Consider the following 25,555-nt stretch of genomic DNA (forward strand, 5'->3'; position numbering starts at 1 on the left):
CTTGCGAGCTTGTCTATACCGTTACGACCACTCTAAGAGCCAGCAGCATGAGTACTACCCCTGACAAACGATCAATCAACACTGCCTTAGAGCGAATTCTGTCAACGACTTTAGAGCTCGATAGCACTAGGGTAATAAAGGTGTACCAAAGCCCATCCACAACAAACGGCGTGGCAACAATGATCATCTGATTACTCAAATCATTACCGAGCGCGACAAACTGACTGAATAATGCGATAAAAAACAAAGCAATTTTGGGACTTAAAATCGAGATAAAAAAGCCTTCTCGCGCAGACTGGATTACCGTTGTCTCCTCACCTGACTCCAACTTCGCAGCCACACCACCTTTTGAACGCAAAGCATTAAACCCTAAATACGCAAGATATGCCGCACCCACAAGGCTAATCGTCTTGAACAGCATCGGGCTTTGCTGCAAAACAACAGCGAGACCAATCAAGGTAATAAGCGCATATATACCAATGCCAAACGCATGAGCCCAAGCCGTAGCTAATCCATTGATACGTCCACCAGCCAACGAGTGCTTAGCGACAATAGCTAAACTGGGACCTGGTGACATAGCCCCTAATAAACACACGGTAAAAAGTGATAACCAAACTGTTAGTGTCATAAGAATCTCCCCTCTTTGACGCTCACTCTATCAACGGAAGAGGTATAATTAGAAATCAAAGTTATTCATACTAATCATGACTTCAAGTCATGGCTAAACGGTGTACGTATTAGCGAATGGAATATTCAGAGATTTGCATTACTGAGCGAATCTCTTCTCGCACCCATTTATGCGCAGGATCCGTGTCGTATTTGGGGTGCCACATTAACCAATATTGATGAATAGGTGTTTCGAGTGGTAATGCTTTATGGGTTAAGTCCCAATGCTTAGCGAGGTTAACGGCAATATGTTCAGGAGCCACCATCAGGTGCTCACTTGCAACTAAGCGATTGATCGCAGCAGAGAAGAATGGAACCTTAAAGGTAACGTGGCGGGTGTGCCCTAGCTCTTTCAATGCTAAATCAGTGTAGGAATCTTTGTCTCCGCCGCCAGTCACTTTGATGTGTGAATATGAAATCAAGTCTTCAATACTGATCTGGTCCTGCTTTGCTAACGGATGAGAAGATTTCATCAAACAAACTGATGAATCCTCACCAATTTTAACGCTCGACACACTCTGTGGTTTTTCTGGATACATAGAAGACGCGATATGGATGCCCGTCTCATGAAGTTTATCAAGAAAGTTGGGTTGCCACAGTCGGTACGCCATATCTAGCTGTGGCGCTTGTTCACCCAAGTGAGAGGCAATATCGGGCAATACGTATTGCGCCACGTAGTCACTAGAAGCAATAACAAGCTCACCTTGCCACTGCCGCGGCTCAAAAGGTTGGTCATCGAGTAAATGGTCAAACTCAGCCAGTAATGCATCAAGCTTTGATTTTAACGCTATTGCTCGTGGCGTTGGTATCAGTTGATTACCTTGACGAATAAGCAGTGGGTCACCACACAGATCGCGCAATTGTGCAAGCTGTCGACTGACGGCAGACTGCGTAATGTGCAAACGTTCTGCGGTCCGGCTGACATGACACTCCTCTAAAAGTACATGCAAGGATCTAAGTAGATTCAAATTAATGTTGTTTAACATATTCGCTCAGAAGGGTTTTCAACATGGCATCCATTCATGGTCACTTCACAAACAGGTTCCCAGTCGTGTTAAAGAATTCAGCTAAGACGGTATGAGTCATCAGGTTTCGAAGCTCTGGATATCGTTGAATTTGATCTCTGATTTCGTTCAAGCGAGCCATCGTAGGCACTTCGACAAAAACCATCATGTCCGTCTCACCGCTGATCGCATGACACCATTTTACGCCATCAATTTTGTATAACTCGTCCGCGTATGATTCGCAATAATACGTAGAGGTTGATTTATCGAACTTTAAGGCAAAATAGGCGCAAATCGAATCCCCACCCGAAGGCGCAATTTCAGCGTGATACCCTAGAATCACTTTGTCATGCTCTAGCTTGCGAATACGGGCCGTTACCGCAGAACGAGAAAGGTTTACTTTATCCGCAATTTCAGTCACCGACAGCCGAGCGTTGTGCCTGAGCAGATCCACAATCTTATGATCAAACTTGTCCATACCGTTACCAAGCTTTCCTTATTTTTCTCATTCTATACCGATTCTAACTGCATAAGAAACCAACATTTTGTTGGAATTATTTAAAACAACCGTCATATTGACGGTTTAGTAAATCATTTTGTTATTAACATTTTGGATATGCTATTTGGCGGGCATGAGATGAGTGCTGTTATCCATTTCAACAGAAAATAGATAACACATTGAAATCAAATTCCCACCTTATACACTCAACACATAAATAGCATCGCTTAAACACATAAAACGAAATAACCAGAAGCCACAAGCTTTTTCGTAATAAGCCTCATAACATTGGATGAATCAATTCGCATGGAAGAGCTCAAAAAAGACATTTCACTCACATCAGGTATCGCACAGTTATCCACCACATTAATGGGAACGGGGCTGTTTATGATCCCGGCTATCGCAGCAGGTATAGCTGGCCATTTTTCACTATGGGCTTGGATTTTATTGTTCATCGCGATTTGTCCTATTGCGCTGACTTTTGCTCAACTGGGTAAACGATACCCCAACGCGGGCGGAACAGCCTTTTTTGTACGCAAAGCCTTTAACGCCAAGCTGGAAAGTAGTGTCGCTTGGCTATTTGTTAGTGTCATTCCGGTAGGGGTTCCGGCCGCGATTGCACTCGCCGCAGGCTTTCTACAACAAATATTGCCAGAGCCTATTAGTAACAATCTGTTTGCACAAGTTCTCACAGTAGTACTTCTTGTGTTCGTCAACTTGATGGGCACGAAATCATCAGGTCATTTACAAACTCTTATTGCTTTGAGTGTCTTCGCACTTGTTGGCGCATTTTTATGGAAAGGCGACGTTAACAGCGCCGATCTTGTGATGCCCGCCATCACACAAGAGTCAATTTGGCCTATTACCGCAGCGTTAGGCGTGATGTTCTGGTGTTTTGTTGGCATAGAGGCTTTTGCCCATATGGGGGAAGAGTTCAAAAACCCTCAAAGAGATTTCCCTATTGCCATTGTGGTCGGTTGTTTTGTAGCAGGGGCTACCTATTGGGCATGCTCTGTCGTTATTTTAAAATTTGGCGCGTATGGTAACGCTCAATTTGATAACGCATCCATCCCCTGGCTTAGTGCCCAACTACTAGGCGATGGAGCCAAATGGATAATCAGCTTGATAGGTTTCTCCGCTTGTTTCGCGAGCGTTAACTTATACACACAGAGCCTAGCGCGAATGGTCTGGGCTCAAGCTCGTGAACATCGTCCTTCTAGTCCACTAGCCAAGATTTCACGTCGTGGTGTCCCTTTCTCAGCCACCATATTAGTTGGCGGCATATTATTGATATCTTGTGTGATAGGAACCCTATCACAGCTCGATCTGGAGTTTTTCCTAAAACTCGCAAACAGTGTATTCGTTCTGGTTTACATGTTGGCGATGTTAGCCGCTTTCAAATTGCTTCGAGGATTTGGTAAAACACTTGCGGGACTGTCCCTACTGCTTTGTACCGGTGTTTTTATATGTTTAGGCTGGTCAATGTTTTATGCACTTGGCATTTTTACTCTACTTTTACTGCCTTGGAAACAGTGGCGACATAAGCGACAAACACGTGTAGTTGAATAGTCATCGCTTCCCATTTCGAAATATGTGAGCTAAACGTTGGATACCAGCGTCTATGTTCTCTAACGCGATATTGCCGTAACCAAGCACGGCACCATGCCAGTGACGTGCTTGAAAATCTGGGTGTTCATAATAGCTCAAAGGTCGCAAGATGATCCCTTCATGCTCTGCTAGTTTTATAAAACGCTGCTCATCCATACCGCCTTGCCATTTCAACGTAACATGAAGCCCCGCCGCTTGGCTAACGACGCAAACACGGTCGCCAAAATGCTGTTGAATGGATACATGCATCTGTTCATGCTTAGTTTTGTACAGTCGACGCATTTTTCGAATATGACGTAATAACCCACCTTCAGTAATAAAGTCTGCCAATGCTTCTTGTGTATGCGTCGGCGAATCACCACTTAACGCATCCTTAACCACTAAGCATTGCTCTACTAAGCGTTCAGGAACTACAAGGTAGCCAAGCCGCAATCCGTTAAACATCACTTTACTGAAGGAACCCACATACAACACACGATCATCTCGACCCATTTGAGCTGCTAGCCCCTGTAAGCTGGTATAGGGACGATGAGCAAACTGAAATTCGCTGTCATAATCATCCTCGATGATCCAACTTGATTGTTCGACCGCCCAGTTGATGATCTTTCCTCTTTGCTCGGTATTGAGTGTGGTACCCATCGGATATTGATTACTTGGTGTAATATACAGCGCATCGGCATCGCTTGAGGTCACCGCTTCCACATCAAAACCTAATTTCTCTGTTACGAACAAAGGCTCAAATTGATAGTTTTGGAACTGAATCAACTTCCGCATTTGCGCGTAACCTGGTTGCTCCATCAGAACCTTATCACCTTGTTTGAGCACTACCATCGTCGCAATCGACAACGCTTGCTGCGCCCCAGAGGTAATAATAATGCGCTCTGGAGAACAATTCACTGAACGGCTTGATGCGAGGTAGTCAGCTAAAGCACAGCGCAATGCCCAACTACCCTGAATATCTTGATTCCCCAACAAGCAAGTACGAGACATATGGCGAGTGAGTAACTTTTGCCATTGCGCCATCGGAAATGCGTCCAAATCCGGCACACCCGGTGCAAATGCGCGGTTGATATCAAAGTGAGCTTTCGGTGATGAGTCTCTCTGAACTGAACTAGGTTCAGGCAAGTACTGCTCTGGCAGTTCTACGGCAACATAAAAACCAGAACCTTTTTGGCTGTTCAAGTACCCTTCCGCCACTAACTGTTCGTAGGCAGAAATCACGGTGTTCCTACTTAGATTAAGCTCTTGTGAAAGCTTCCGCGTAGAAGGCAGCTTCCCATTCTTCATCCACAGTCCTTGAACAATTTTCTTGCGAATAGCAAAAAACAACGCTTGCTGACGCGTTCCATCACTGTCTTTTAAATGCAGGTCACCGATATCAATCAAAGACAAACTGGATCCATCCATTAGTTAAAACTGGCTCTCTTTAAGCTACCAGTTAAACGCTACATTGCAATCAAAGAATGAGGATCAATCGCTCGTAATCGTGAGCAAATAAGGAGAGAAAATGCTATCCAACACCAATAGAACGGAAATTAAGAAAGGCGCACATAAAGCCGTCTCTGATGTTAGCAAACTGCACGCCATCATAGATGAAAGCCTAATCGCTCATATTGCGATAACCAACGAGTCAGGCCCTGTGGTCATCCCTATGCTGGCATGGCGCGTCGATGATTACGTGTATATCCATGGTGCCAACAACAGTCGACTGTTACGCTCACTCAAACAAGGAGTGCAAACGTGCTTAACCTTTACTTTGTTTGATGGTTGGGTATTGGCTCGAAGTGCGTTTCACCACAGTGCGCATTATCGCAGTGCTGTGGTCTTTGGCCAGTTTGAGGTGGTGGAAGATAACCAAGAGAAAGACAGGTTGCTGAATCACTTTATTGAACAGATCGCTCCGGGGAGAACAGAACAAGTCCGTTTGAGTAATGAAAAAGAACTCAAAGCCACCATGCTACTGCGTATCCCGCTCACGGAGGCATCAGTGAAAATCAGCAATTTTGGCGTCAACGACGATGCGGAAGACATGGACATCCCTGTTTGGGCAGGTGTCCTACCCTACCGAACCGTCGTAGGTCCACTGCAAGCTTGTGACGATTTGTATGAAGGTATCGCAGAGCCAGACTACCGCAGTGCCTACTCTAACCGTTGGCAGGAATAAGCACCGTAAAACGTGCGCCGCCTAAGTGACTCTCGCCGACAGAAAGCTCCCACCCCAGTTGCCGCGCTGCACTGGTAGCGATGGCAAGCCCTAAACCAAAGCCTTTCATGTCGGCGTTGCGGCTTTTGTCTAAGCGCGAAAATGGCATAAATACTTCTTCTCGCATCGCCTCAGGGATGCCCGGACCATCGTCCTCAATATCGATGCTCCAGCAATCCGCTACCGTTCGAATCGTCACCTCAACGCAGGATTCACCATAACGCTTGGCGTTTTGCAGTAAATTATCGAGGACGAGGTTACCCAAAGTAGGCTGAAAGTGAATCAATTGGTTCGCGAGTTCATTCTCTGCTCTCAACATGGCGGACTCTAAGCCTAGGTAACTCATGCGGCTTTTACACCAAAGTGGCAGTTCCATGGTTTCAACAGAATCGATCCATGAGTGGTTTTTCACACTCAAGCGAGACAGCATGACGATGTCGGATGTTAAATCCGTCACTACATCAACGTATCGTTCAATATCGTCATGTAACTCTGCCTGCATTTCACCACTCGTTCGTCGAGCTAAATCCGTCGCTAGCTGAATACGACTCAGCGGAGTGCGCACTTCATGAGGAATAGCTTGAGTAAAGATGTGTGTTTGGCGTACTCGTCTCTCAATCTCTTCAGACATGCAGTTGAAGCCTTGGGCGAGCTCTTTCACGGGTTGCGAAAATTGCTTTAGATCGACTCGCGTATTCAACTCACCAGAACCAAATTGTTGTTGCGCAGCCGTTAGTTGCCGAATTTGGCGGTCAAGACGTCGTACAGGTATGTAAACCATAATGCCTAAACTGCATACAACAACCAAAAGCAGAGTAAGTATAAATACAATCTCAGAATCTTCATTCCAATCAACGTGTGGGCTAAAGAAGTCCGTTTTTTCTTTGAAAACTAAACTCTTCGAAGTGTTAGGCAAAGGGAATACCGCAGCATAGGTACTGCCGTCAATAAGATAAACAGGTATCCCTTGCATTCGGTACAGCAGATTACAATCTCGACAAGGCGGTGATCCGTCCCAGTTTTCAACCAATGTTAAATCAAAGATAAAGAAATCTTGCTTGCCGTTTTCGGTTAACTTCTTGTAGAGAGAATCCGGAGTACCTCGTTGCTCAATGTATTGATCGACAAAATAAGCACCATCGTTCAAAAAAACACCGACTTCTGTTTTGCGCATGTACTCTTCCCCTATAAAGAGAAACAAAGCAACTGTCAGCGCAAGGCCGGTTACTAACCCCACATATAGACGAGTAAACAGGGAAAACACGCGTCATTTACCTGTCAGCATGTAGCCGTGGTGACGTATGGTTTTAATGGTAGCCGTATGGATATGAGCCTTGGAGAATTTCTTCCTTAGCGAGGATATACGCATATCAATCGAACGATCAGTAATGCAGTATTCAATGCCTCGGGCAAGACGACAACATGATTCACGAGATACTGGCTTATCGACATTCAGCATCAGGAGCTCTAAAATTTCAAACTCAGAACTCGTTAAACCAATATCTTTTTGCAAATAAAATGCTTGGGAGCGACGAAGACAAAGACTAATGCCATATCGACTCAGCTTTTCTTCTTCAACGATATCAACTTGACGACAATAGCGACGCAACGCTGCTTCAATACGGGCGAGAAGGATATTGCCTTTTATCGGTTTGGTAAGGTAATCATCAGCACCGAACTTAAATAAGCTCACCTCGCTCATTTCATCATCGGTCGCAGTCAAAACAATGATAACACCATGATAAAACTTACGCGCCTCTTGGCATATTTCTGCGCCATTCTTTCCTGGTAACATCAAATCTAACAGCACTAGGTCAGGCTTGAGTCCCCTAATCGTTTCTAATGCATTTTGACCGTTATCGATGACAGTTACCGTATACCCCTCGGCTTCGAGGTACATTTTGGTTAATCGAGCAATCTCAGAGTCGTCTTCTATCAGTAAGATTGTATTACCCACCATGAATCATTTACTCCACCAATATGATGGAGGGAGTATATCGCTCGTCCTATACTGCGCAACCTACTTAAATGATAATTTTAATAAAACGCAGGCTTACATACGCTTACAAACCATACATATACGATAATCCTAATCATTCTATACCCCTAAAGCCATGCAATAACCTGAGGTTTTATTCATTATCAGAATATAGCTTCACATAGAAAATAAAATTCGGAATAAAAATCCACTATATTTTTAAATATATCGAATAATAGGTCTTACCAAAAAACAATATCAACATATATGACTTAGTTTGCTTATATAGACAGGACTTTATGTTGCTTCTAAGTTTCTTGCTCTAATAAAGTCTACGAGTAACATGAAATGAGATATTCCAAATTAACACCTTTAGCCATATTTTGCGCGATAAGTCTAACTGCTTGTGGCGGCAGTGAATCTAATTCGAAACCATCGACAACGACACCTCCAACACCACCAATGCCAACATTGAGCACTGTCACAATCCCAACTGTCGTTTCTACAAAGTTTCCAGCCAAGTTAAAAGTGGCTGCTGATTCGGGCTTCACCCACTATGTGAAAATCTCCCTTTCCGAAGCAAACAACAACGATACATTTCACATTGTGGCTGTTGATGACGGTGCGAATAATGAAAAAATCTTTCGTGCAGCCAAAATCATCCAACACCTTCTCACAAACCAACCAGACTCTAAGTACGGTGCTGACAAGTCTCGTATCGCTAAGACATTAGCCGAGCGTGATGCCACACTAATGCTGACCGAAAACGACGAACAGAATGATGAGATGTTAACCAAAATCTTTATCAACGAACTGATTCGCCAAGACAAACTGAACGACGCAGTTACAAACTCGGGCTTAGCACACTCTTTTGATACGAGTTCTCTAGAAAAGTTTGTTGTAAGCATGATGGTACTTAACGAAGATGATATGGATACACTTGTCACATCTATCGCGTCAACATTAGTAACTAGTAAAGAAACACCAAACTGGCTAAGGAATAGCCAATCTTTAATGTATCGAGAACTGACAGTTGAAGGCGATTGCCATTACATGAGTAATTTTGCCGATTACTGCGCCAATCTTGGCAAAAAAGCCGAACGAGACGCCGCTTTTGAAGAAATTTTACACTTGGTCCAAGCGCAAGGTATTGCACCTAACACGGCGACTGCGGCACTGCAAAATGACATTCAAGCTCATGCGTTAAGCATCTATAACGATATTCAATCGGGCAAACCGACGGTGTGGCGCCCTACTCAGTATGACTGGGACGATTGGAAATCAGACGACTTCGATCCTGAAAGTGTTAAACAAACGGGCCCTTCATATTCTCACGAATATTTTGCTGCCGCTTTTGAAGCTTACATGGGTGTAGCAAAAGCAAACGGACATGGTTTAGATGGCTACCAAGCGTTAACGCGTGAAGAAATGCAAACCCAAGATCCACAAGCCGTTGATTGGATCAGTGGCTTATTCCACGGATACTTGCAATATACCGCGAATATCGACTCTGCGGGCGTCAAGCTCTACACAGAAAAGACAAATCCAGGCACAGTACCTACCTTCCGTATGGCTCCCAACAAAGACGGTTTGATAGAAGCGTACACCTACAAATCTCAGTGGTTAACAAAAGTGAAGATCATTGGCGACGACGCGATGAATGTGATCGGTAATGATCAAAACAATACTTTTGAAGGCAACAGCAAAGACAACAGCATTTATGGTGAAGGCGGTATCAACACCTATATCGTGCCACACAAACTGGCGGAATGTACTGTTATCAAAGCAAAGAGCGTTTCTGTTGAGTGCCCAAATACAGGCACTGACGAGTTGTACGACATTCAGAACATCCAATTCACCGACCAAACCCTAGATGTAACCAAGCTATAAACAATGAAAAACATGAAGAAACTTATTCTATTCGCTCCCTTGCTCCTTGCTGGTTGTGGTGGCCTAGCCGTCATGGATCGTACTGATGCCGTAAAAGCACAACCAGAAATGCTGATCAAAACCGACGGTGATTTTTGGGGATTCGGTGCAGATGGCCATTTTGATTTTGCTGGTAAGTACAAAGGCAAGTATTCACGCAGTGCTTCTAACTCAAGTTGGTTTAACCGTATCTCTTTCAAAGAAGGTTCAATGGGCGCAGAAGTGACTCGTATCGACAGCGGAGAAACTTGGCTTTTGAACTGCACCGGAGGCGGTATGTCGGTTAACTACATGGGCGTCGATTTTGGTGGGAATGATCCTTACACCTGTGACATTACTCAAGATGGTAAAAAAGTCGGTGAGTTTGCGATGGAGCCAAAATCGGCTCTCATCGACATCAGCTTTGAAAAAAAAGAGACAGGCGTAGTGCGTATTGGTAGCACCCACTTTAATGTAGAAACTGTACATACTAGTCCTGACGCCATGATGGCGGTAGACATTCCATTGGGTTATAGCTTTAAGGAGGGCACACAAGAAATTGCCGCAGTGCAGACGAACGGTACCATTGCGGTACAGATGCTCCCTGAACTTAGCGAACAAAAAAAGGATGTAATTGCCATCGGCGCTGTTGCAAGTGCACTAAGTTGGCGTCCTAAGAAATAGCCACCACATAAAACGACACAAAAAAATAACAAAGCCCTCAACTTTGAGGGCTTTTATTGCTTGTACTCATAGAGATAAGTGGAGCACTACTTCTCTAATCTTCCCGTATACTGCTTGGGCGTTAATCCACGATGTTTCTTAAACATACGATTGAAGCTCGCCACATTGGTGTAACCAAGGCGCGTGGCAATGTCATCAATACTCACGCGCTTACTCAACAAACCAGCTGCAATATTACTCAATACATAGCCAGAAACCGTCGAAAAATTGAGCCCTAATTTATGCAAACGACGTTGAAACTGCTGTTCAGATAAATCAAGCAGAGAAGACACGCGCTCTAACGTTGGCAATCCATAATGGCTGCTGTAATTCACCACTTCATAAATCACTTTCAACTCATCTTCTGGGTCGGGCATATTAAGCAAATCATCCAAATCGGAAAAACTCATCGCTAGACGGCTGTCTTCTCGATGGCTCACTTGGCGAGAAGCTAGTCGGTCATCTCCCGGGATCCATATCTCTGTTTTTGGCTGACTCCATTCCACCTCGCAGCCGAAATATTCCCGGTATCGCTCAGTATTTTTTCTCGAGCCTGAAACCTTGACACGTAAAGGCTGGTAATCTTTGCCAAGAAATTCGCGTAACACCTTAATCATAAATACCGCACAGCGGATACTATCGTGCACCTTTACTGACGTTTCTATAAACGGGTTGTGGTAAGTCCATTTGATGATTTTACCCGACTGTTCGCCAGCAAAAAACGCCCCTGATTGTAGGTTGCTCACACCATAATTCACTCGCCGAATGGTACTGGCTAAATCATTGCCGGAGAATAACCAGCGTCCCACTGGCCCTAGCTTTTGCAGTTCAATACCTCGGCTGAGACTCAACACCACATCCGGGTCACCACTGGCTTGTTCAACACAACGGTACCATTCCGCAACGGCTTTTAGCGGGATCAGTGTCATTGGGTTGCGAAACACCGATGCTGGGATCCCTAACTCATCCGAGTCCAAATTGTATTTAGATAACGCGAGGTTATGCATGTTTAGAATGCCCATCGCACGAATAAACCGAACCGTTTTCATAACCAATCACATCAAATTTAATCCTATAGTGATTGAATCTGTCACAAAGAAAGCCGCAAATCAAATTCAGATCACAATACGCCAACAGTTTGATAGAGGAGTGTTTAATGAGTTTACTGAGTGTCCCATTTGTCGGTACAGGCGCAGATACGGCGTTACATGTTGTCGCTGCTGTCGTTTTAATCGCGAGTGTCGCGGGCGCGTGTTACGGCTTTTGGAAAATCCATGAATTACCTATCAATAAAGCACACAGCAAAGACCATCATCAGATAGGGCTCATCACTGCGCTGACCTGGATAGGGTTTGTCTGGCACTGGGTTTGGGTGCTAGCCGTGATCTTTGCATTCGTTGATATGGAAAAAGCCATCATCAATCTGCGTGATACATGGAAAAGTAAACCGCAAACAGAAACACAGCCAAAAGAGGAAGCATAATGTTAGAAGGTTTAGCGGTATGGGCACTCTTCATCTATCTGTTGCGTTTGGTTGGCATGCCTTGGAACAAAGCAACCAAATCGTTCGCTTATCTTGGCGGCTTGGGTTGGCTAATGTTCGTCTGGGTAGGTTTGATTAACTTCACCCCGATGGATTTATCCGGCGGTTCTGTCGTGCAGTCACCACACATCCAATTGCGTCCAGATTCAACCAATGTAAAAGGTAAAGTTGACCACATTTACATTGAGCCGAATCAGCAAGTTAAAGAAGGTCAGCTCATTTATGAACTTGACCCAACGCAATACAAAATCGCATTAAATCAAGCGAACGTATCCGCTGATTCTGCTCGCGTTGCATTAGCTACAGCAAAAGGCGACATCGAGATTGAAGAAGCTAACCACGAAGCGCTAGTGCAAGATCTAGAAACATCAAAGAGCCAGTTGGAAGCGGCGAAAGTTGACTACAAATTGCAGAAAAAAATGCTAGATCGTTATGTTGAGCAAAACCGAGTGGTGCACAACACCATCACGGAAAGCGATATCGACAAACAATCGAGTGCGGTTGATATGGCACGTCACAACGTGTTGACCCTTGAGTCTCAAATCAAGAAGAAACAAGTCGATATTTCCCGTGCAAAACTGGCGATTCATAAAGCGGAACTTGCAGTTGAAACCAAACAAGCCGAACTGCGCCAAGCGAAAGAGCAAATTGCAAAAGCGCAATGGGATTTGAATAGCACAAAAGTTCATGCCCCAACAGATGGCTTTGTCACCAACTTTATCCTGCGTGAAGGTCAGCGTGTATCGATGATGCCGCGTATCAACATGTACACTAACGAGAAGTACGTGCTGATGCGAGTCAACCACCAGGCGATTCGTAACATCAAACCGGGTCAGCCAGCGGAATTCTCTTCGTCCGTTTACCCAGGTAAGATCTTCTCAGCGACCGTCGAAGGCATTGTTGAAGCAACAGGTGAGTCACAAGGTAATCTACTGGGTTTCGATGATTCCGTACGTGTCACCACTGGAAAGAACTTACAGAACAAACACCACTTTGTTCGTCTTAAGATTGATGAGCCAGAAGGCTACGACATCCCTGTTGGCTCTGTTGGCCTCGCATGGGTCAGCGGTGAAAAACCGATAGGCTTCATGGCCTTCTTGGATGTGATTCGCGGGATCATCATCCGAATGAAGTCTCAACTGTACTTCTTCTACTCTATCTAAACTCGCAAACCGCCAGTTACGCTGGCGGTTTTCTTTTCATTTGTATCCAAACATATCCTTTTCCCGTATAACAATTAGTTAGTAAATAGCGGAGAAGATTCATGTCGGCAAAGGAAAGAAGCCTACCTACCCATCGCATCTCAAGATTCAGCAAGTTCGCTTCACTTGCTACCCGTGTCGCAGGCAATGTGATTACAGAAGGCACGAAGCAGATAGCCAAAGGCAACAAACCAAAAGCGAAAGACCTCTTGCTGACGCCACAGAACATCGCGCGTTTAACTGACCAACTTGCTCACCTACGTGGCGCTGCAATGAAGCTTGGTCAAATGCTGTCAATGGATGCTGGTGATGTTTTAGAACCTGAACTTGCCGATATTCTTTCCCGTCTTCGTTCCAACGCAGACCCAATGCCTGCAAAACAACTCAACGCAGTAATGGAAAGTTCGCTAGGAACGAATTGGAAAGCTGAGTTTCTGTCATTTAACTTCAAACCAATCGCCAGTGCATCAATAGGACAAGTGCACCAAGCTTACAGCGATGCGGGCGATAACCTAGCCGTCAAAGTGCAATATCCGGGCATACGGAAAAGTATCGATAGCGACGTCGATAATGTCGGTACACTGCTCAAGGTCGTTGGGTTGATTCCCGAGTCTGTCGACTACAAAGGATTGCTCGAAGAAGCGAAAAAGCAGCTACATGACGAGGCCGATTACGCACGAGAGGCACAATTTGCCATTCGTTATCATGACGCTTTGAAGGAGCACCCTCATTTTGTGGTGCCCAAGATTCATACTGAAAGTTGCTCAGACTCCGTTCTCGCGATGGAATTCATTGATGGCAGTCCGATTGAGCAAATCGAACATTATGATCAGAGTACGCGAGATTTTGTCATGCACAGCCTACTCGAATTACTGTTTCGAGAGCTGTTCGAATTTAAGATGGTACAAACCGACCCAAATTTCGCCAACTACTTATATATCGAAAACACTCGTCAAATCGGCTTGCTAGATTTCGGGGCCACTCGCGAGTACAACGAACGGTTCAGTACCGGCTATCGCCAAGCTTTTGCATCTGTCGTGAATAATGACGAACAAGGCTTGAATGATGCGCTTGAACAAATAGGCTTCTTCAGCCAAACCATCCTTCCAGACCAACGCCAAGCGATTCTCGACTTAGTAAAAATGGCATGTGAACCGATGTTAGTTGATGAGCCTTATGACTTTAAAGCCAGCGACTTAGCACAAAAGCTTCGCGAGGCTGGCACCATTCTAAGCATGGAGCAAGAATACTGGCATACTCCACCAGCAGATGCCCTATTTTTACACAGAAAAATCGGCGGAATGTACTTGCTGGCAGCCCGTATTGGCGCAAAAGTGAACATTCGCCAATTGGTACAGCCATATCTCACCATCAACAGCGAATAGCCTATTGTTTTTCTGTTACTTTCAAGTACCTTGAGCAAGGTTAAGATGCATAGTTGTGCATCTCAATAACATGCCATACTTCCATAAAACGAATTCACTATCGGGGTACTCGGTGAGCAAGTTTCAAGATCTCTCCACTCTAATCCAGCAAATTGGCCAAGCCGAAGAAGCGGATCAAGTCGCAACGCTCAATGAATCTATTGAAGCGGGCCTCGAGCCCGGCGCGGTTGCCCTGATTCTAGAAGCCTTTCCAATCGACGATCGTGTTCGCTTATGGCGAGCTTTACCACTAGAGCTACATATCGACGTGTTAACGGAAATGCGTGCGGACGTACGTTTCTCTATCATCAATGCGTTATCTGAAGTCGAGCTAAAGCTCACTCTCGCTAAACTCGACAACTTGTCGCTCATCGAATGGGCCGATTCGTTGCCAGAGTCGATCATCAACGAAGCGCTCTCGTTGATAGAAAAAGATGAGTTGGAACTTTACGATCAAGCAAACGAGTATGCTGATGAAGAACTCGGCCACTGGGCTGAACGTAAGATCATCACCCTGCCCTTCAACATTACGATTGGGACAGCTAAGCAGTTAATGGAGCGCTATAGCTACGACACGCCTCAACAGGTGTATCTGATTAATCGTAATAAACAGTATCGTGGAACGGTCAACTACTTCGATATCTTACGTGGTGAGCCCGATACTCGCTTAAAAACACTCGTTATTGAGGCTGTGACGGTTCTAGACAGTAAAATGATGCTTCCTGAAGCGGTAGAGGCATTAGAACACAGCACACTGCCCGCTCTCCCTGTAACTGATGCAGACCAAACACTGATCGGTGAAGTCGATTGGCAGTTTGCATTGAGTACACAGCGTGAAATCTACGAAGCACGTTTGATGGCCGGTACAGGTATGGATGAAGGCGATGACTTGTTTGCGCCAGTATTAAAAAGCTCGCAAAAGCGCGGGGTTTGGTTAGGCATCAATTTGCTTACTGCTATTTTGGCGTCTGTCACTATCGGACTGTTTGAAGATGTAATTGCTCAGGTAGTGGCTTTGGCGGTGCTCATGCCAATTGTTGCATCCATGGGGGGCATTGCTGGCAGCCAAACGCTCACTCTAATGATTCGTGCGATGGCGCTTAATCAGATCACCCCAGGTAACCGCTTCAAGCTTTTGAAAAATGAGTTGGGTATTGGCTCTCTGAACGGCATTGCTTGGGCGTTAATCATCGGCGGGCTCGCCGGATTGTGGTTTCAATCTCCGGTTCTAGGGGGAACCATCGCGCTCGCCATTATCGTCAATATTATTACCGCAGCTTTATTTGGTGTGCTGATTCCCATTATTCTGGATAAGTTTAAATTGGACCCCGCTTTGGCTGGCTCGGTGATTCTAACAACAGTGACAGATGTAGTTGGTTTTTTCGCCTTTTTAGGAACGGCGAGTTTAGTCATGCTTTAAAAGGTTCATTGTTTATTAATCAATCATTAGCATAATAGAGTCAAATTGCATAACGCAGTTGCAAATTGCAAACATACTCAAACTTTAAGCAACGCATGTCACAGAAACTACGTATTTTAGGGCATATTAAAGTTGGCACAGTAACTGCATTATATAAATCGACCCTTCTTAAGCCGAGGGTCACCTAGCCAACTGACGTTGTTAGTGAACTTGATTTTGTTCACATGTATATAAGCCAATCGCACTCTTTGCGGTTGGTTATTTTTTTATGTGGCTATTGCCCTCTTATCCTCTGACCGAGCTCGGTTGTACTTTTCTTACCCACAACAGATTGTTTACTGTTTATAAAATTCAAATATTCGCCCACTAAACCATTAGAAATGCCAGCTTCAACAAAAATAAATCACCTACATAAAATAAAACCAAGAAAACACACCCAAGAAAAGAACAAATAACGTCCAAACCAAAAACCTCATCATGAAATCGTTTTCCTTTAATAGAAATCGACTGAACAATCCAGAGTTATAGATAAATTTAATCCATAAAAACAAATAGCAATTCAAAACATTAATTTCACATAGAAAACCTGTCTATAAATCATAGAAAATACGTAAAAACAAACTTTCCACTTTTAGAATTTAAAAACCAAACCATTGTTATTAAAAGAAAAAATACACATAAAAAACCAAGCAAACGTTTAAATTTCAATTTTATCATTGACTATTAAATTTACATCACGATAATACGCGCCGTTTGCCTGAAAATCAGGTGCTATAATTTAATATTTCAATGTGCGGAGGCAATAATGGCTGGAGACAATAACTACAGTCTTGGACCAGTTCCCAACACGGCCAGAAAAGGCGTGGCGTCACTAACCATGGTGATGTTAGGACTCACTTTTTTCTCCGCAAGTATGTGGACAGGTGGTTCTCTCGGTACTGGGCTCTCCTTTAATGATTTTTTCCTCGCTGTTCTCATCGGTAACCTAATCCTCGGTATTTACACTTCTTTCCTCGGTTACATCGGCGCTTCTACTGGTCTCTCTACCCACCTTCTTGCTCGTTTCTCTTTTGGTTCTAAAGGCTCTTGGCTTCCTTCTGCTCTTCTTGGCGGAACTCAAGTTGGGTGGTTTGGAGTTGGTGTCGCGATGTTTGCGATTCCGGTGCATAAAGCAACGGGCATCGATACCAATACTTTGATCCTTGTCTCCGGTTTGCTCATGACCGTGACCGTTTACTTTGGAATCTCAGCACTGATGGTGCTGTCAGCAATCGCCGTTCCCGCGATTGCACTACTTGGCGGCTACTCTGTCATCGAGGCAGTAAAGAGCGTTGGCGGTATTGGCGAACTACAACAAGTTCAACCAAGCGAGCCACTCGATTTTTCAATAGCTCTCGCGATGGTTGTCGGCTCTTTTGTCAGTGCTGGTACATTAACGGCGGATTTCGTACGCTTTGGTAAAAAGCCGCGCAGCGCCGTGATGATCACCATGGTGGCATTTTTCATCGGTAACTCGTTAATGTTTATCTTTGGCGCGGCAGGTGCGTCGGTGACGGGTCAATCAGACATTTCTGAAGTGATGATCGCGCAAGGTCTTCTTATTCCAGCTATCATCGTTCTTGGCTTGAACATCTGGACGACCAACGACAACGCGCTCTACGCATCGGGTCTTGGATTTTCCAACATCACAGGCTTACCAAGTAAATACATCTCAATGGCGAACGGTCTTGTTGGCACACTTTGCGCTCTCTGGCTCTACAATAACTTTGTTGGCTGGCTGACCTTCTTATCTTTGGCAATTCCACCGATTGGCGGTGTGATCATCGCTGACTTCTTCACGAACCGTAAACGCTACGCAAACTTTGAAGCCGCCCAATTCCAAAACGTTAACTGGGCTGGCATTATCGCTGTCGTGATTGGCGTTGGTGCGGGACACTTCCTGCCTGGCGTAGTGCCGATTAACGCTGTACTTGGCGGCGCAATTAGCTTCCTGATTCTTAATCCTATTCTTAACAAAAAAGCACTGGCTACACAGCCAGCGTAAGGAACCATCATGACAACACTACTGATCAAAAACGTAAAGCTAAAAGGACAAGAAGGTCTGCAGCAAATTTTGATTGAAGATGGTCAATTCAAGCGCATTGAAAGCAACGATGTGGAGCTTAGTCATAACGGTGACATCATCGATGCTGAAGGCGGTATGGCGGTTGCGCCTTTCTGCGAGCCACACATTCACTTAGATACAACTCAAACCGCAGGCGAGCCTAGCTGGAACATCTCTGGCACATTGTTTGAAGGTATTGAACGTTGGGCTGAGCGCAAAGAAATGCTGTCGATTGAAGACGTGAAAGCGCGCGCAAAACAAACCTTAAAATGGCAGATAGCAAACGGCGTACAACACGTTCGTACCCACGTCGATGTTTCAGACCCTACCCTAATTGCCCTAAAAGCGATGGTAGAAGTGCGTGAAGAGATGAAAGAGTGGGTAGATATCCAAATCGTCGCCTTCCCGCAGGAAGGAATTCTCTCTTACCCAAATGGCAAAGAGCTGCTAGAAGAAGCCGTCAAATTAGGTGCGGACGTGATTGGCGCGATTCCACACTTTGAATTCACACGCGAATATGGCATTGAATCGCTGCACTACGTATTCGAGTTAGCGCAAAAATACGACCGCCTGATCGACGTGCATTGTGATGAAATCGATGACGAACAATCTCGCTTCGTTGAAACACTGGCAGCATTAGCGCACAAGTTTGATATGGGGAATAAAGTCACGGCCAGTCACACCACAGCGATGGGTTCCTACAACGGTGCATACGCATCTCGCCTGTTCCGTTTATTACGCATGTCCGGTATCAACTTCGTGGCAAATCCATTGGTGAACATTCACTTACAAGGCCGTTTTGATGATTACCCAAAACGTCGCGGCGTAACACGAGTGAAAGAGATGCTGAATGCCAACATCAACGTCTGCTTTGGACACGATGATGTATTTGACCCTTGGTACCCACTAGGCACTGCAAACATGCTGCAAGTGCTGCATATGGGTCTGCACGTGTGTCAGGTGATGGGTTACGACCAAATCAACAACTCACTGGATCTGATCAGCACCAATTCAGCACGTACACTGAACATTCAAGACAAGCACGGCATTGAAGAAGGCAAACCAGGTAGTTTACTGATTCTTCCCGCAGAAAATGGTTTTGACGCAGTACGTCGCCAAGTGCCGGTTCGCTACTCTGTTCGTCACGGTAAAGTGATCGCAGAAACACAGCCTGCGACAACTCATATTCATCTTGAACAAGCAGAGCAAGTAACGTTCAAACGCTAAAAAGATCGGCGTGACGAAAAAGGCCTGACGACATCGTCAGGCCTTTTTTCTACTGGTAAACATCACTGCTCGCTCTGTCTATTCTTGTCTCATAAACCGCTGAACACATTGAAAGGCCATATAAAACGGCTCAGTACCAAACGTTGCACAAGGTTCTGGTGGCTGAATCTCAATTACACCATCGCACTTGGAAATTATTCTAAGCGTTGGGCATACTTCTGACTTCATTTTAGTTGTAGATATGAACCATGACGTCATTAAGCCAGATAGAACCGCAATTTTTGGAATTTATGCAGCAAGAGATGCAAGTGGATGCAGCTCATGATCTTAAACACGTAAAACGCGTGGTCAAAACAGCGAAACAGCTCTGCAAAGAAGAAAGTGCAGACATCGCGATTGTATTACCGGCTGCCTATTTGCATGATTGCTTTACTTATCCGAAAGATCACCCAAATCGCAAAGAGAGCTCAATCATCGCAGCCAAAAAAGCGGTCGCATTTTTAGAGAGTATCGATTATCCGCAGCGATATCATGATGCCATTGCTCATGCGATAGAGGCACACAGCTTTAGCGCAAACATCAGGCCAAATACGTTGGAAGCCAAAATCGTCCAAGATGCCGACCGTCTGGACGCTTTAGGCGCAATTGGCGTGACGCGATGCATTCAAGTCAGCACTCAATTTAACGCGCAACTTTACAACGACAGCGATATATTTGCCGAAGAACGTGAACTTAACGATAAACAATTCACTCTGGATCACTTTCAGACCAAGTTATTCAAAATCGCTGAAACTATGAACACAGAGTCAGCAAGACGCGAAGCGCAAAAACGCAAAACCTTTATGCAAACGTACCTAGAGCAGTTACACGACGAGGTAACAGCGTAAATGTCAGAAAGCTATACGTTAATTAAAGAGCTTAAACGCCAACTAAAGTTAGCTGGGCTGCATTATGCCGATGTTGCACAACACCTTGATTTAAGTGAAGGAAGCGTCAAACGTTTACTCGCTGAAGGTCAACACATTAGTCTTGAACGCTTAGAACGCATTTGCCAATTGATTGGTTTAGAAATGGCGGAACTGTTTAAGCTTGCGGCTGCGCACAATAAAGGTCTAGAGTCGCTAACGTTAGAGCAAGAAAAGCAGTTGGTTAACGATAAAGCCCTGCTACTCGTGGCAATCTGTGTTGTAAATGGCTATCAGTTTGAACAAATCGTTCAGCAATACACCTTCAATGAGTTGGAACTGGTGCAAAAGCTTGCTCATTTGGATCGTCTGAACATCATCAACTTGCAGCCAAATAACAAAATTCGTTTGCGTATATCTCCGACATTTAAGTGGCAGATGGGCGGCCCTATTCAACGGTTCTTCCAACAGCAAGTTCAAGACGCCTTTTTCCAAAGCTACTTTTCTGGTGAAGATGAAAAGTTCTCCATGGCAACAGGATTGATGAGTGTACCAACCAACAAGAAGCTACAACAGAAGCTGCAAAAGGTCATCGATGAGTTTTATCAGGCTTGCCAAAGTGATAGCTCTCTCGATATGGACGAAAAACACGGCACCTCTCTGATTATTGCGATGCGTCGCTGGACGTTCCCTTTATTTGAACCATGGGAAAGAAAACTCACCAATAAGTCTCGCAATTAGTAACTCAATAAACAAATGGAAATAAAAGTAACGAATTTCGTTACTTTTGGTGGCATACAACGTCACTAGAAAGAGAAAGCTGGTTTAATCGTTCATTGAGCATAAAGTGCTCCCATCTCATTCGACTTTGTTTAATCGGGGCCCGTATGTTTTTCTCAAAACGCTTTTTTCCTTACTTTGTGACGCAATGCCTTGGCGCACTCAATGACAACATCTACAAAAACGTTCTGTTATTGATGGTGACATACAGCCAAATTGATAACCTACCAATATCTGTCAATCTATTCGTTAATTTGGCGGCAGGCTTAGTCATCCTACCTTTCTTTCTATTCTCAGCGCATGCTGGTGCCGTCGCTGACAGCATGGACAAAGCCAAATTAATCCGACGTCTAAAGCTCATCGAACTAGCTATCATGTCTTGCGCAGCAACCGCTATTGCCACCCAAAGTGCCATGCTGATGCTGGTTCTGCTGTTTATGACAGGCACTCAATCGGCCTATTTTGGTCCCGTGAAATACGCCTTGCTACCACAAGCGCTCAAACCAAATGAGCTTGTTAAAGGAAATGCTTGGGTTGAAATGGGCACGTTTCTTTCGATTCTTATAGGTACGCTTAGCGCAGGCCTGCTGCTAGCCATTCCTAATGGTACCTTGATTGCTTCTTGTACCGTGATTGCCTTGTCTTTGCTTGGGTTCATGAGCAGCGTGAATATTCCAGCGATGCCTAGCCAATCAAATGACAAAGCGAAATTTGAACCGATTTCTGGTTTAAAGAACACGTTAAAAGTGGCAAAAAAGCAGAGAGGCATTTGGATGTCTATTCTTGCCATCAGTTGGTTCTGGTTCATGGGTGCGACTTACCTAACTCAATTCCCTAACTTCGCACGCGAACATTTGTTCGCAGATAGCACTGTCGTTTCTTTACTGTTGGCATTGTTTTCCATTGGTATCGCGACAGGCTCTTGGTTGTGTGAAAAGCTCTCTTTCAACCACGTTGAGCTTGGTATTTTGCCATTCGGTATCCTTGGTCTGACAGTCTTTGGCGTCGACTCGCTATGGGCAGTCCCAAGTTATCCATCACTTCCGGTGCACTTTTATGATGTGCAAAGCTTCGTTGCTGAATCAAAACATCTGCGCGTCATGATTGACCTGTTCCTTGTTGGTGTAAGCGGCGGTGTCTTTATTGTTCCTCTTTATGCGTTCATCCAATCGCGTTCAAACAAAGGGGAGTGTGCACGTGCCATTGCTGCTAACAACATCATGAATGCGTTGTTTATGGTGGTGTCTGCTTTGGTTTCGATCGTTGTACTCAGCGTACTAGAGCTTTCTATTGTGGAACTGTTTGCCATGATGGCAATAGGTAACTTCTTCGTGGCGATCTATGTCTATCGCCAAGTACCGGAATTTACACAACGCTTTATCAGTTATTTACTCAGCCATTGTATGTATCGTGTGTCCGTAAAGGGGCGCCAACATATTCCTGAACAAGGCGCTGCGTTAATCGTGGCTAACCATGTTAGCTATGTCGATGCATTGATTTTGATGGGAACCTCTACTCGCCCGGTTCGTTTTGTGATGGACAAGTCCATCAGCGAGCTACCTGTTCTTAAATATGTATTCCGTCATGCCGGTGTTATCCCGATCTGTTCTCCACGTAAGTGTGCCGACACTTACCGACGAGCATTTGAGCAGATTGAACAAGCACTTAACGACGGTGAGGTTGTCTGTATCTTCCCTGAGGGTCGTTTAACGTCTAACGGTCAATTGGGTGAGTTTCGCCCTGGTGTAGAGAAAATCCTCGAACGTAACCCTGTACTTGTCATCCCTATGGCGTTAAAAGGGCTTTGGGGTTCTTTTTTCAGCCACAAAGGCGGACATGCTCTCACAAAACGACCGACTCGTTTTTGGTCAAAAGTGGATGTTGTTATCGGTGAAGTGTTAAGTCCTGCGTCTTTAAATCGTCATCAATTGCAACAACAAGTACAGGATTTACTGGGCTGAGTCGCTTGCTACAGCAGTCAAACTTTGCAGCAAAACGTAAATATGCACCACAAAGCACAAGTAGTTCTTTGTTAATTAGAGTAGGATATCTACGACGTCATAAATCTAGGAGGTATTATGAAAATCATCATCTTACATGGTCTTTATATGCATGGGCTGGTCATGCAGCCTCTTAGCCAAAAGCTGAGAAAACTCGGATACGAAACGCAAGTACTCAGCTATAACACTGTTGCTATCGATGAGTCTTCACTGTTTGATTCTATTGATCATTCGCTTAATCCACTGACCACAAACGTGCTCGTGGGACACAGCTTGGGAGGCTTGATGATTAAGCGCTATCTCGCCAACAGAAAACCGAGTACTAACTTAATCTCTCATGTTGTCGCTATCGGTTCGCCTCTTAAAGGCGCGTCCATTGTAGGTCGAATTCAAGATCTCGGATTGGGTGCAATTTTAGGCAATTCGCCACACCACGGATTAAACAAACATGATGACGCCTGGGATTTCCCTCAAAAACTCGGCAGTATCGCAGGAACGATGCCGATTGGCGCTCGCCCATTGTTGATCCGTAATGACAACACCATGTCGGACGGTACCGTTACCGTAGAAGAGACAAGACTGGACGGTATGCAAGATCATATCGAAGTGAAGCAAACGCATACGAGCCTGATTTACAACACCTTCGTGCCGCAGCAGATTGATCACTTTATTCGCACAGATTATTTCCGTCGATAGCACACTTTTCCATCATACAGATGGAATCGACTTTCCAAGCTATTCAGTTCGCAGTACTATCCTAGCTCCACTTCTTCACAACTTGGATGAAGTGGTACATTTTTAATTGTTCTCAGGGCGGGGCGAAATTCCCCACCGGCGGTATACTTTTTCAAGTGAGCCCGCGAGCGCTCGATTCGTCGAGGTCAGCAGATCTGGTGAGATGCCAGAGCCGACGGTTATAGTCCGGATGAAAGAGAATAAGAATACACCAGCATAGCGAGTCAGATCGCTAAGAATGCTGGTGCACTTCTTTTTGATCGTATTTTACGGCGATCTCTCATACCGCCCTGATTCTGGTGAAATTTAGGAGTTAACCATGAATCAGTCATCACTACTTGCCGAATTCGGCGACCCAATTACTCGCGTTGAAAACGCACTTATCGCTTTAAAAGAAGGCCGTGGCGTACTGCTTCTTGATGATGAAGATCGCGAAAACGAAGGCGATATCATTTATTCAGTCGAGCACCTCACTAACGAGCAAATGGCATTGATGATCCGCGAATGTAGCGGCATCGTTTGTTTGTGCTTAACAGATGCTCAAGCAGACAAACTGGAACTGCCTCCAATGGTGGTAAACAACAACAGCGCAAACCAAACCGCATTTACGGTTTCTATTGAAGCGAAAGTTGGTGTAACAACGGGTGTTTCAGCAGCAGACCGCGTAACGACCATTAAAACGGCGGCAAACCCGCACGCAAAACCGGAAGATCTTGCTCGCCCGGGTCACGTATTCCCTCTGCGCGCACGTCCAGGTGGTGTAATGACTCGCCGTGGTCACACAGAAGGTACGATTGATCTGATGCAAATGGCAGGGCTTCAACCCGCTGGCGTACTGTGTGAAGTGACCAATCCAGATGGCACGATGGCAAAGGCACCGGAGATCGTAGCATTCGGTCGCCTGCACAACATGCCGGTACTGACGATTGAAGACATGGTAATGTACCTGAACCAGTTCGAGTTGAAACTGGCATAGTCAGATCTCAGCTCTTGAAAAAGCCGCGCATTTGTGCGGCTTTTTTGATCGATCCTCTTTGCACTTAAGTAGTTATACTTATTGAAAACAAGGGGAACAACACCATGAAAGGATTACTGAACTTCGCCGCTCTCGTTAGCTTTCTCTCCATGAATTCGCTTGCTCTTGCATCTGAGTGCCCTGATATTCTTCAAGGTAAGCAAAGGTTGTTAAACTCAACGGAAGAAGTCGATCTATGCGAAAGCTTTAAGGGAAAGACACTACTAATCGTCAATACAGCAAGCCAGTGCGGCTTCACTCCTCAGTTTGAACAGTTAGAAACCCTCTATCAAACTTACAAAGACCAAAACTTCACCGTTATCGGTTTCCCGAGCAATGACTTTCGACAAGATAGAGGAAGCGAAACAAACACAGCGAAAGTCTGTTATCTCGATTACGGGGTCACCTTTCCAATGATGGCTCGCTCTTCAGTATTAGGTGTAGATGCGAACCCAGTCTTCAACCAGATTACTAACCAAGCAGGCATAAAACCAAAATGGAACTTCTACAAGTTTCTAATTAGCTCTGAAGGTAAAGTTATTGCTACTTTTCCAAGCTCCACATCACCGACAAGTACTACGCTTACCAATATGATAGAGCAACAATTATAA

The 25,555-nt window shown here is 44.9% G+C and carries 23 protein-coding genes and 1 riboswitch; of the genes, 16 read left to right on the forward strand and 7 right to left on the reverse strand.

Features of this window, described 5'->3' with window-relative positions; genetic code table 11:
• Positions 1-13: 13 nt before the first annotated feature.
• The 3 genes from R8O10_RS04660 to R8O10_RS04670 all read right to left on the reverse strand — a co-directional run bounded on the left by R8O10_RS04660 (position 14) and on the right by R8O10_RS04670 (position 2,148).
• Positions 14-628 (reverse strand): LysE family translocator, encoded by a 615-nt coding sequence (locus tag R8O10_RS04660; RefSeq protein WP_005385618.1) that lies wholly within the window; start codon positions 626-628, stop codon positions 14-16.
• Positions 629-737: 109 nt separating this feature from the next.
• Positions 738-1,652, reverse strand: a complete 915-nt coding sequence (locus tag R8O10_RS04665) for a LysR family transcriptional regulator (RefSeq protein WP_005385616.1) — start codon at positions 1,650-1,652, stop codon at positions 738-740.
• A gap of 40 nt (positions 1,653-1,692) precedes the next feature.
• On the reverse strand, positions 1,693-2,148 hold the full coding sequence (locus R8O10_RS04670; protein WP_005373615.1) for an Lrp/AsnC family transcriptional regulator: 456 nt from the start codon (positions 2,146-2,148) through the stop codon (positions 1,693-1,695).
• A 327-nt stretch (positions 2,149-2,475) separates the two neighbouring features.
• Between R8O10_RS04670 and yjeH the strand changes: the two genes are divergently transcribed.
• Positions 2,476-3,738, forward strand: coding sequence for an L-methionine/branched-chain amino acid transporter (gene yjeH, locus R8O10_RS04675; protein WP_017635168.1), 1,263 nt, complete (start codon positions 2,476-2,478; stop codon positions 3,736-3,738).
• Here yjeH and R8O10_RS04680 read toward each other — a convergent pair whose 3' ends face one another.
• Positions 3,739-5,184: a PLP-dependent aminotransferase family protein gene (locus R8O10_RS04680; RefSeq protein ID WP_318191147.1), complete on the reverse strand. Its 1,446-nt coding sequence runs from the start codon at positions 5,182-5,184 to the stop codon at positions 3,739-3,741.
• A gap of 100 nt (positions 5,185-5,284) precedes the next feature.
• On the opposite strand from R8O10_RS04680, the gene R8O10_RS04685 reads away from it, so the two are divergent.
• Positions 5,285-5,941, forward strand: coding sequence for a pyridoxamine 5'-phosphate oxidase family protein (locus tag R8O10_RS04685; protein ID WP_005385609.1), 657 nt, complete (start codon positions 5,285-5,287; stop codon positions 5,939-5,941).
• Here the strand turns inward: R8O10_RS04685 and R8O10_RS04690 are convergent.
• Both R8O10_RS04690 and R8O10_RS04695 read right to left on the reverse strand, forming a co-directional pair.
• Positions 5,922-7,244: an ATP-binding protein gene (locus tag R8O10_RS04690; RefSeq protein WP_318191148.1), complete on the reverse strand. Its 1,323-nt coding sequence runs from the start codon at positions 7,242-7,244 to the stop codon at positions 5,922-5,924. The two genes, R8O10_RS04685 and R8O10_RS04690, sit on opposite strands and share 20 nt — an antisense overlap.
• Before the next feature lie 3 nt (positions 7,245-7,247).
• Positions 7,248-7,940: a response regulator transcription factor gene (locus R8O10_RS04695; RefSeq protein ID WP_171342616.1), complete on the reverse strand. Its 693-nt coding sequence runs from the start codon at positions 7,938-7,940 to the stop codon at positions 7,248-7,250.
• A 366-nt stretch (positions 7,941-8,306) separates the two neighbouring features.
• On the opposite strand from R8O10_RS04695, the gene R8O10_RS04700 reads away from it, so the two are divergent.
• Together R8O10_RS04700 and R8O10_RS04705 are read left to right on the forward strand one after the other, a co-directional pair.
• Positions 8,307-9,848: a hypothetical protein gene (locus tag R8O10_RS04700; protein WP_031778832.1), complete on the forward strand. Its 1,542-nt coding sequence runs from the start codon at positions 8,307-8,309 to the stop codon at positions 9,846-9,848.
• A gap of 12 nt (positions 9,849-9,860) precedes the next feature.
• Entirely contained in the window at positions 9,861-10,550 is a 690-nt protein-coding gene (locus R8O10_RS04705; RefSeq protein ID WP_031778833.1) for a hypothetical protein, read from the forward strand.
• Positions 10,551-10,636: 86 nt separating this feature from the next.
• On the opposite strand, the gene R8O10_RS04710 is transcribed toward R8O10_RS04705, so the two are convergent.
• Entirely contained in the window at positions 10,637-11,638 is a 1,002-nt protein-coding gene (locus tag R8O10_RS04710) for an AraC family transcriptional regulator (protein ID WP_053304538.1), read from the reverse strand.
• Between the two features lie 107 nt (positions 11,639-11,745).
• Here R8O10_RS04710 and R8O10_RS04715 point away from each other — a divergent pair, with 107 nt between their 5' ends.
• The 12 genes from R8O10_RS04715 to R8O10_RS04770 all read left to right on the forward strand — a co-directional run bounded on the left by R8O10_RS04715 (position 11,746) and on the right by R8O10_RS04770 (position 25,555).
• On the forward strand, positions 11,746-12,072 hold the full coding sequence (locus R8O10_RS04715; protein ID WP_017635162.1) for an MFS transporter: 327 nt from the start codon (positions 11,746-11,748) through the stop codon (positions 12,070-12,072).
• Positions 12,072-13,295, forward strand: a complete 1,224-nt coding sequence (locus R8O10_RS04720; protein ID WP_047101169.1) for an HlyD family secretion protein — start codon at positions 12,072-12,074, stop codon at positions 13,293-13,295. Before R8O10_RS04715 ends, R8O10_RS04720 begins: the two co-directional genes overlap by 1 nt.
• Positions 13,296-13,396: 101 nt before the next feature.
• On the forward strand, positions 13,397-14,719 hold the full coding sequence (locus R8O10_RS04725) for an ABC1 kinase family protein (RefSeq protein WP_258458158.1): 1,323 nt from the start codon (positions 13,397-13,399) through the stop codon (positions 14,717-14,719).
• 112 nt (positions 14,720-14,831) lie between these two features.
• Positions 14,832-16,178, forward strand: a complete 1,347-nt coding sequence (locus tag R8O10_RS04730) for a magnesium transporter (RefSeq protein ID WP_132937197.1) — start codon at positions 14,832-14,834, stop codon at positions 16,176-16,178.
• An 805-nt stretch (positions 16,179-16,983) separates the two neighbouring features.
• Positions 16,984-18,222 carry a cytosine permease gene (codB, locus tag R8O10_RS04735; RefSeq protein ID WP_318191149.1) on the forward strand — a complete coding sequence of 413 codons (1,239 nt, stop codon included), beginning with the start codon at positions 16,984-16,986 and terminating at the stop codon, positions 18,220-18,222.
• A gap of 9 nt (positions 18,223-18,231) precedes the next feature.
• Positions 18,232-19,509: a cytosine deaminase gene (locus R8O10_RS04740; RefSeq protein WP_047101162.1), complete on the forward strand. Its 1,278-nt coding sequence runs from the start codon at positions 18,232-18,234 to the stop codon at positions 19,507-19,509.
• A 248-nt stretch (positions 19,510-19,757) separates the two neighbouring features.
• The gene (locus R8O10_RS04745; RefSeq protein WP_047102732.1) at positions 19,758-20,396 is read left to right on the forward strand and encodes an HD domain-containing protein; all 639 of its coding nucleotides are present in this window, start codon (positions 19,758-19,760) and stop codon (positions 20,394-20,396) included.
• Entirely contained in the window at positions 20,397-21,155 is a 759-nt protein-coding gene (locus R8O10_RS04750; RefSeq protein WP_047102733.1) for a helix-turn-helix domain-containing protein, read from the forward strand.
• Positions 21,156-21,301: 146 nt separating this feature from the next.
• Positions 21,302-23,155, forward strand: coding sequence for an MFS transporter (locus R8O10_RS04755; protein WP_318191150.1), 1,854 nt, complete (start codon positions 21,302-21,304; stop codon positions 23,153-23,155).
• Between the two features lie 117 nt (positions 23,156-23,272).
• A complete protein-coding gene (locus tag R8O10_RS04760; protein WP_005373653.1) occupies positions 23,273-23,890 on the forward strand; it encodes a hypothetical protein in 618 nt (205 codons plus the stop codon).
• 104 nt (positions 23,891-23,994) lie between these two features.
• Positions 23,995-24,135: riboswitch (FMN riboswitch) on the forward strand.
• Between the two features lie 113 nt (positions 24,136-24,248).
• Complete coding sequence (gene ribB / locus R8O10_RS04765) at positions 24,249-24,905, forward strand: 3,4-dihydroxy-2-butanone-4-phosphate synthase (protein ID WP_005373655.1); 657 nt, start codon at positions 24,249-24,251, stop codon at positions 24,903-24,905.
• Between the two features lie 104 nt (positions 24,906-25,009).
• Positions 25,010-25,555, forward strand: a complete 546-nt coding sequence (locus R8O10_RS04770; RefSeq protein ID WP_005373657.1) for a glutathione peroxidase — start codon at positions 25,010-25,012, stop codon at positions 25,553-25,555.

The organism is Vibrio sp. 1727, assembly GCF_033344415.1.
Taxonomy (GTDB): Bacteria; Pseudomonadota; Gammaproteobacteria; order Enterobacterales; family Vibrionaceae; genus Vibrio; species Vibrio alginolyticus.

Excerpts from the sequence above, each read along its gene's own strand:
- R8O10_RS04725 (WP_258458158.1), top strand. The coding sequence starts at position 13,397 with ATGTCGGCAAAGGAAAGAAGCCTACCTACCCATCGCATCTCAAGATTC.
- R8O10_RS04670 (WP_005373615.1), bottom strand. The coding sequence starts at position 2,148 with ATGGACAAGTTTGATCATAAGATTGTGGATCTGCTCAGGCACAACGCT.
- R8O10_RS04660 (WP_005385618.1), bottom strand. The coding sequence starts at position 628 with ATGACACTAACAGTTTGGTTATCACTTTTTACCGTGTGTTTATTAGGG.
- R8O10_RS04680 (WP_318191147.1), bottom strand. The coding sequence starts at position 5,184 with ATGGATGGATCCAGTTTGTCTTTGATTGATATCGGTGACCTGCATTTA.
- ribB (WP_005373655.1), top strand. The coding sequence starts at position 24,249 with ATGAATCAGTCATCACTACTTGCCGAATTCGGCGACCCAATTACTCGC.
- R8O10_RS04740 (WP_047101162.1), top strand. The coding sequence starts at position 18,232 with ATGACAACACTACTGATCAAAAACGTAAAGCTAAAAGGACAAGAAGGT.
- codB (WP_318191149.1), top strand. The coding sequence starts at position 16,984 with ATGGCTGGAGACAATAACTACAGTCTTGGACCAGTTCCCAACACGGCC.
- R8O10_RS04720 (WP_047101169.1), top strand. The coding sequence starts at position 12,072 with ATGTTAGAAGGTTTAGCGGTATGGGCACTCTTCATCTATCTGTTGCGT.
- R8O10_RS04685 (WP_005385609.1), top strand. The coding sequence starts at position 5,285 with ATGCTATCCAACACCAATAGAACGGAAATTAAGAAAGGCGCACATAAA.
- R8O10_RS04695 (WP_171342616.1), bottom strand. The coding sequence starts at position 7,940 with ATGGTGGGTAATACAATCTTACTGATAGAAGACGACTCTGAGATTGCT.
- R8O10_RS04745 (WP_047102732.1), top strand. The coding sequence starts at position 19,758 with ATGACGTCATTAAGCCAGATAGAACCGCAATTTTTGGAATTTATGCAG.
- R8O10_RS04710 (WP_053304538.1), bottom strand. The coding sequence starts at position 11,638 with ATGAAAACGGTTCGGTTTATTCGTGCGATGGGCATTCTAAACATGCAT.
- R8O10_RS04705 (WP_031778833.1), top strand. The coding sequence starts at position 9,861 with ATGAAGAAACTTATTCTATTCGCTCCCTTGCTCCTTGCTGGTTGTGGT.
- yjeH (WP_017635168.1), top strand. The coding sequence starts at position 2,476 with ATGGAAGAGCTCAAAAAAGACATTTCACTCACATCAGGTATCGCACAG.
- R8O10_RS04665 (WP_005385616.1), bottom strand. The coding sequence starts at position 1,652 with ATGTTAAACAACATTAATTTGAATCTACTTAGATCCTTGCATGTACTT.
- R8O10_RS04715 (WP_017635162.1), top strand. The coding sequence starts at position 11,746 with ATGAGTTTACTGAGTGTCCCATTTGTCGGTACAGGCGCAGATACGGCG.
- R8O10_RS04760 (WP_005373653.1), top strand. The coding sequence starts at position 23,273 with ATGAAAATCATCATCTTACATGGTCTTTATATGCATGGGCTGGTCATG.
- R8O10_RS04770 (WP_005373657.1), top strand. The coding sequence starts at position 25,010 with ATGAAAGGATTACTGAACTTCGCCGCTCTCGTTAGCTTTCTCTCCATG.
- R8O10_RS04750 (WP_047102733.1), top strand. The coding sequence starts at position 20,397 with ATGTCAGAAAGCTATACGTTAATTAAAGAGCTTAAACGCCAACTAAAG.
- R8O10_RS04755 (WP_318191150.1), top strand. The coding sequence starts at position 21,302 with ATGTTTTTCTCAAAACGCTTTTTTCCTTACTTTGTGACGCAATGCCTT.
- R8O10_RS04700 (WP_031778832.1), top strand. The coding sequence starts at position 8,307 with ATGAGATATTCCAAATTAACACCTTTAGCCATATTTTGCGCGATAAGT.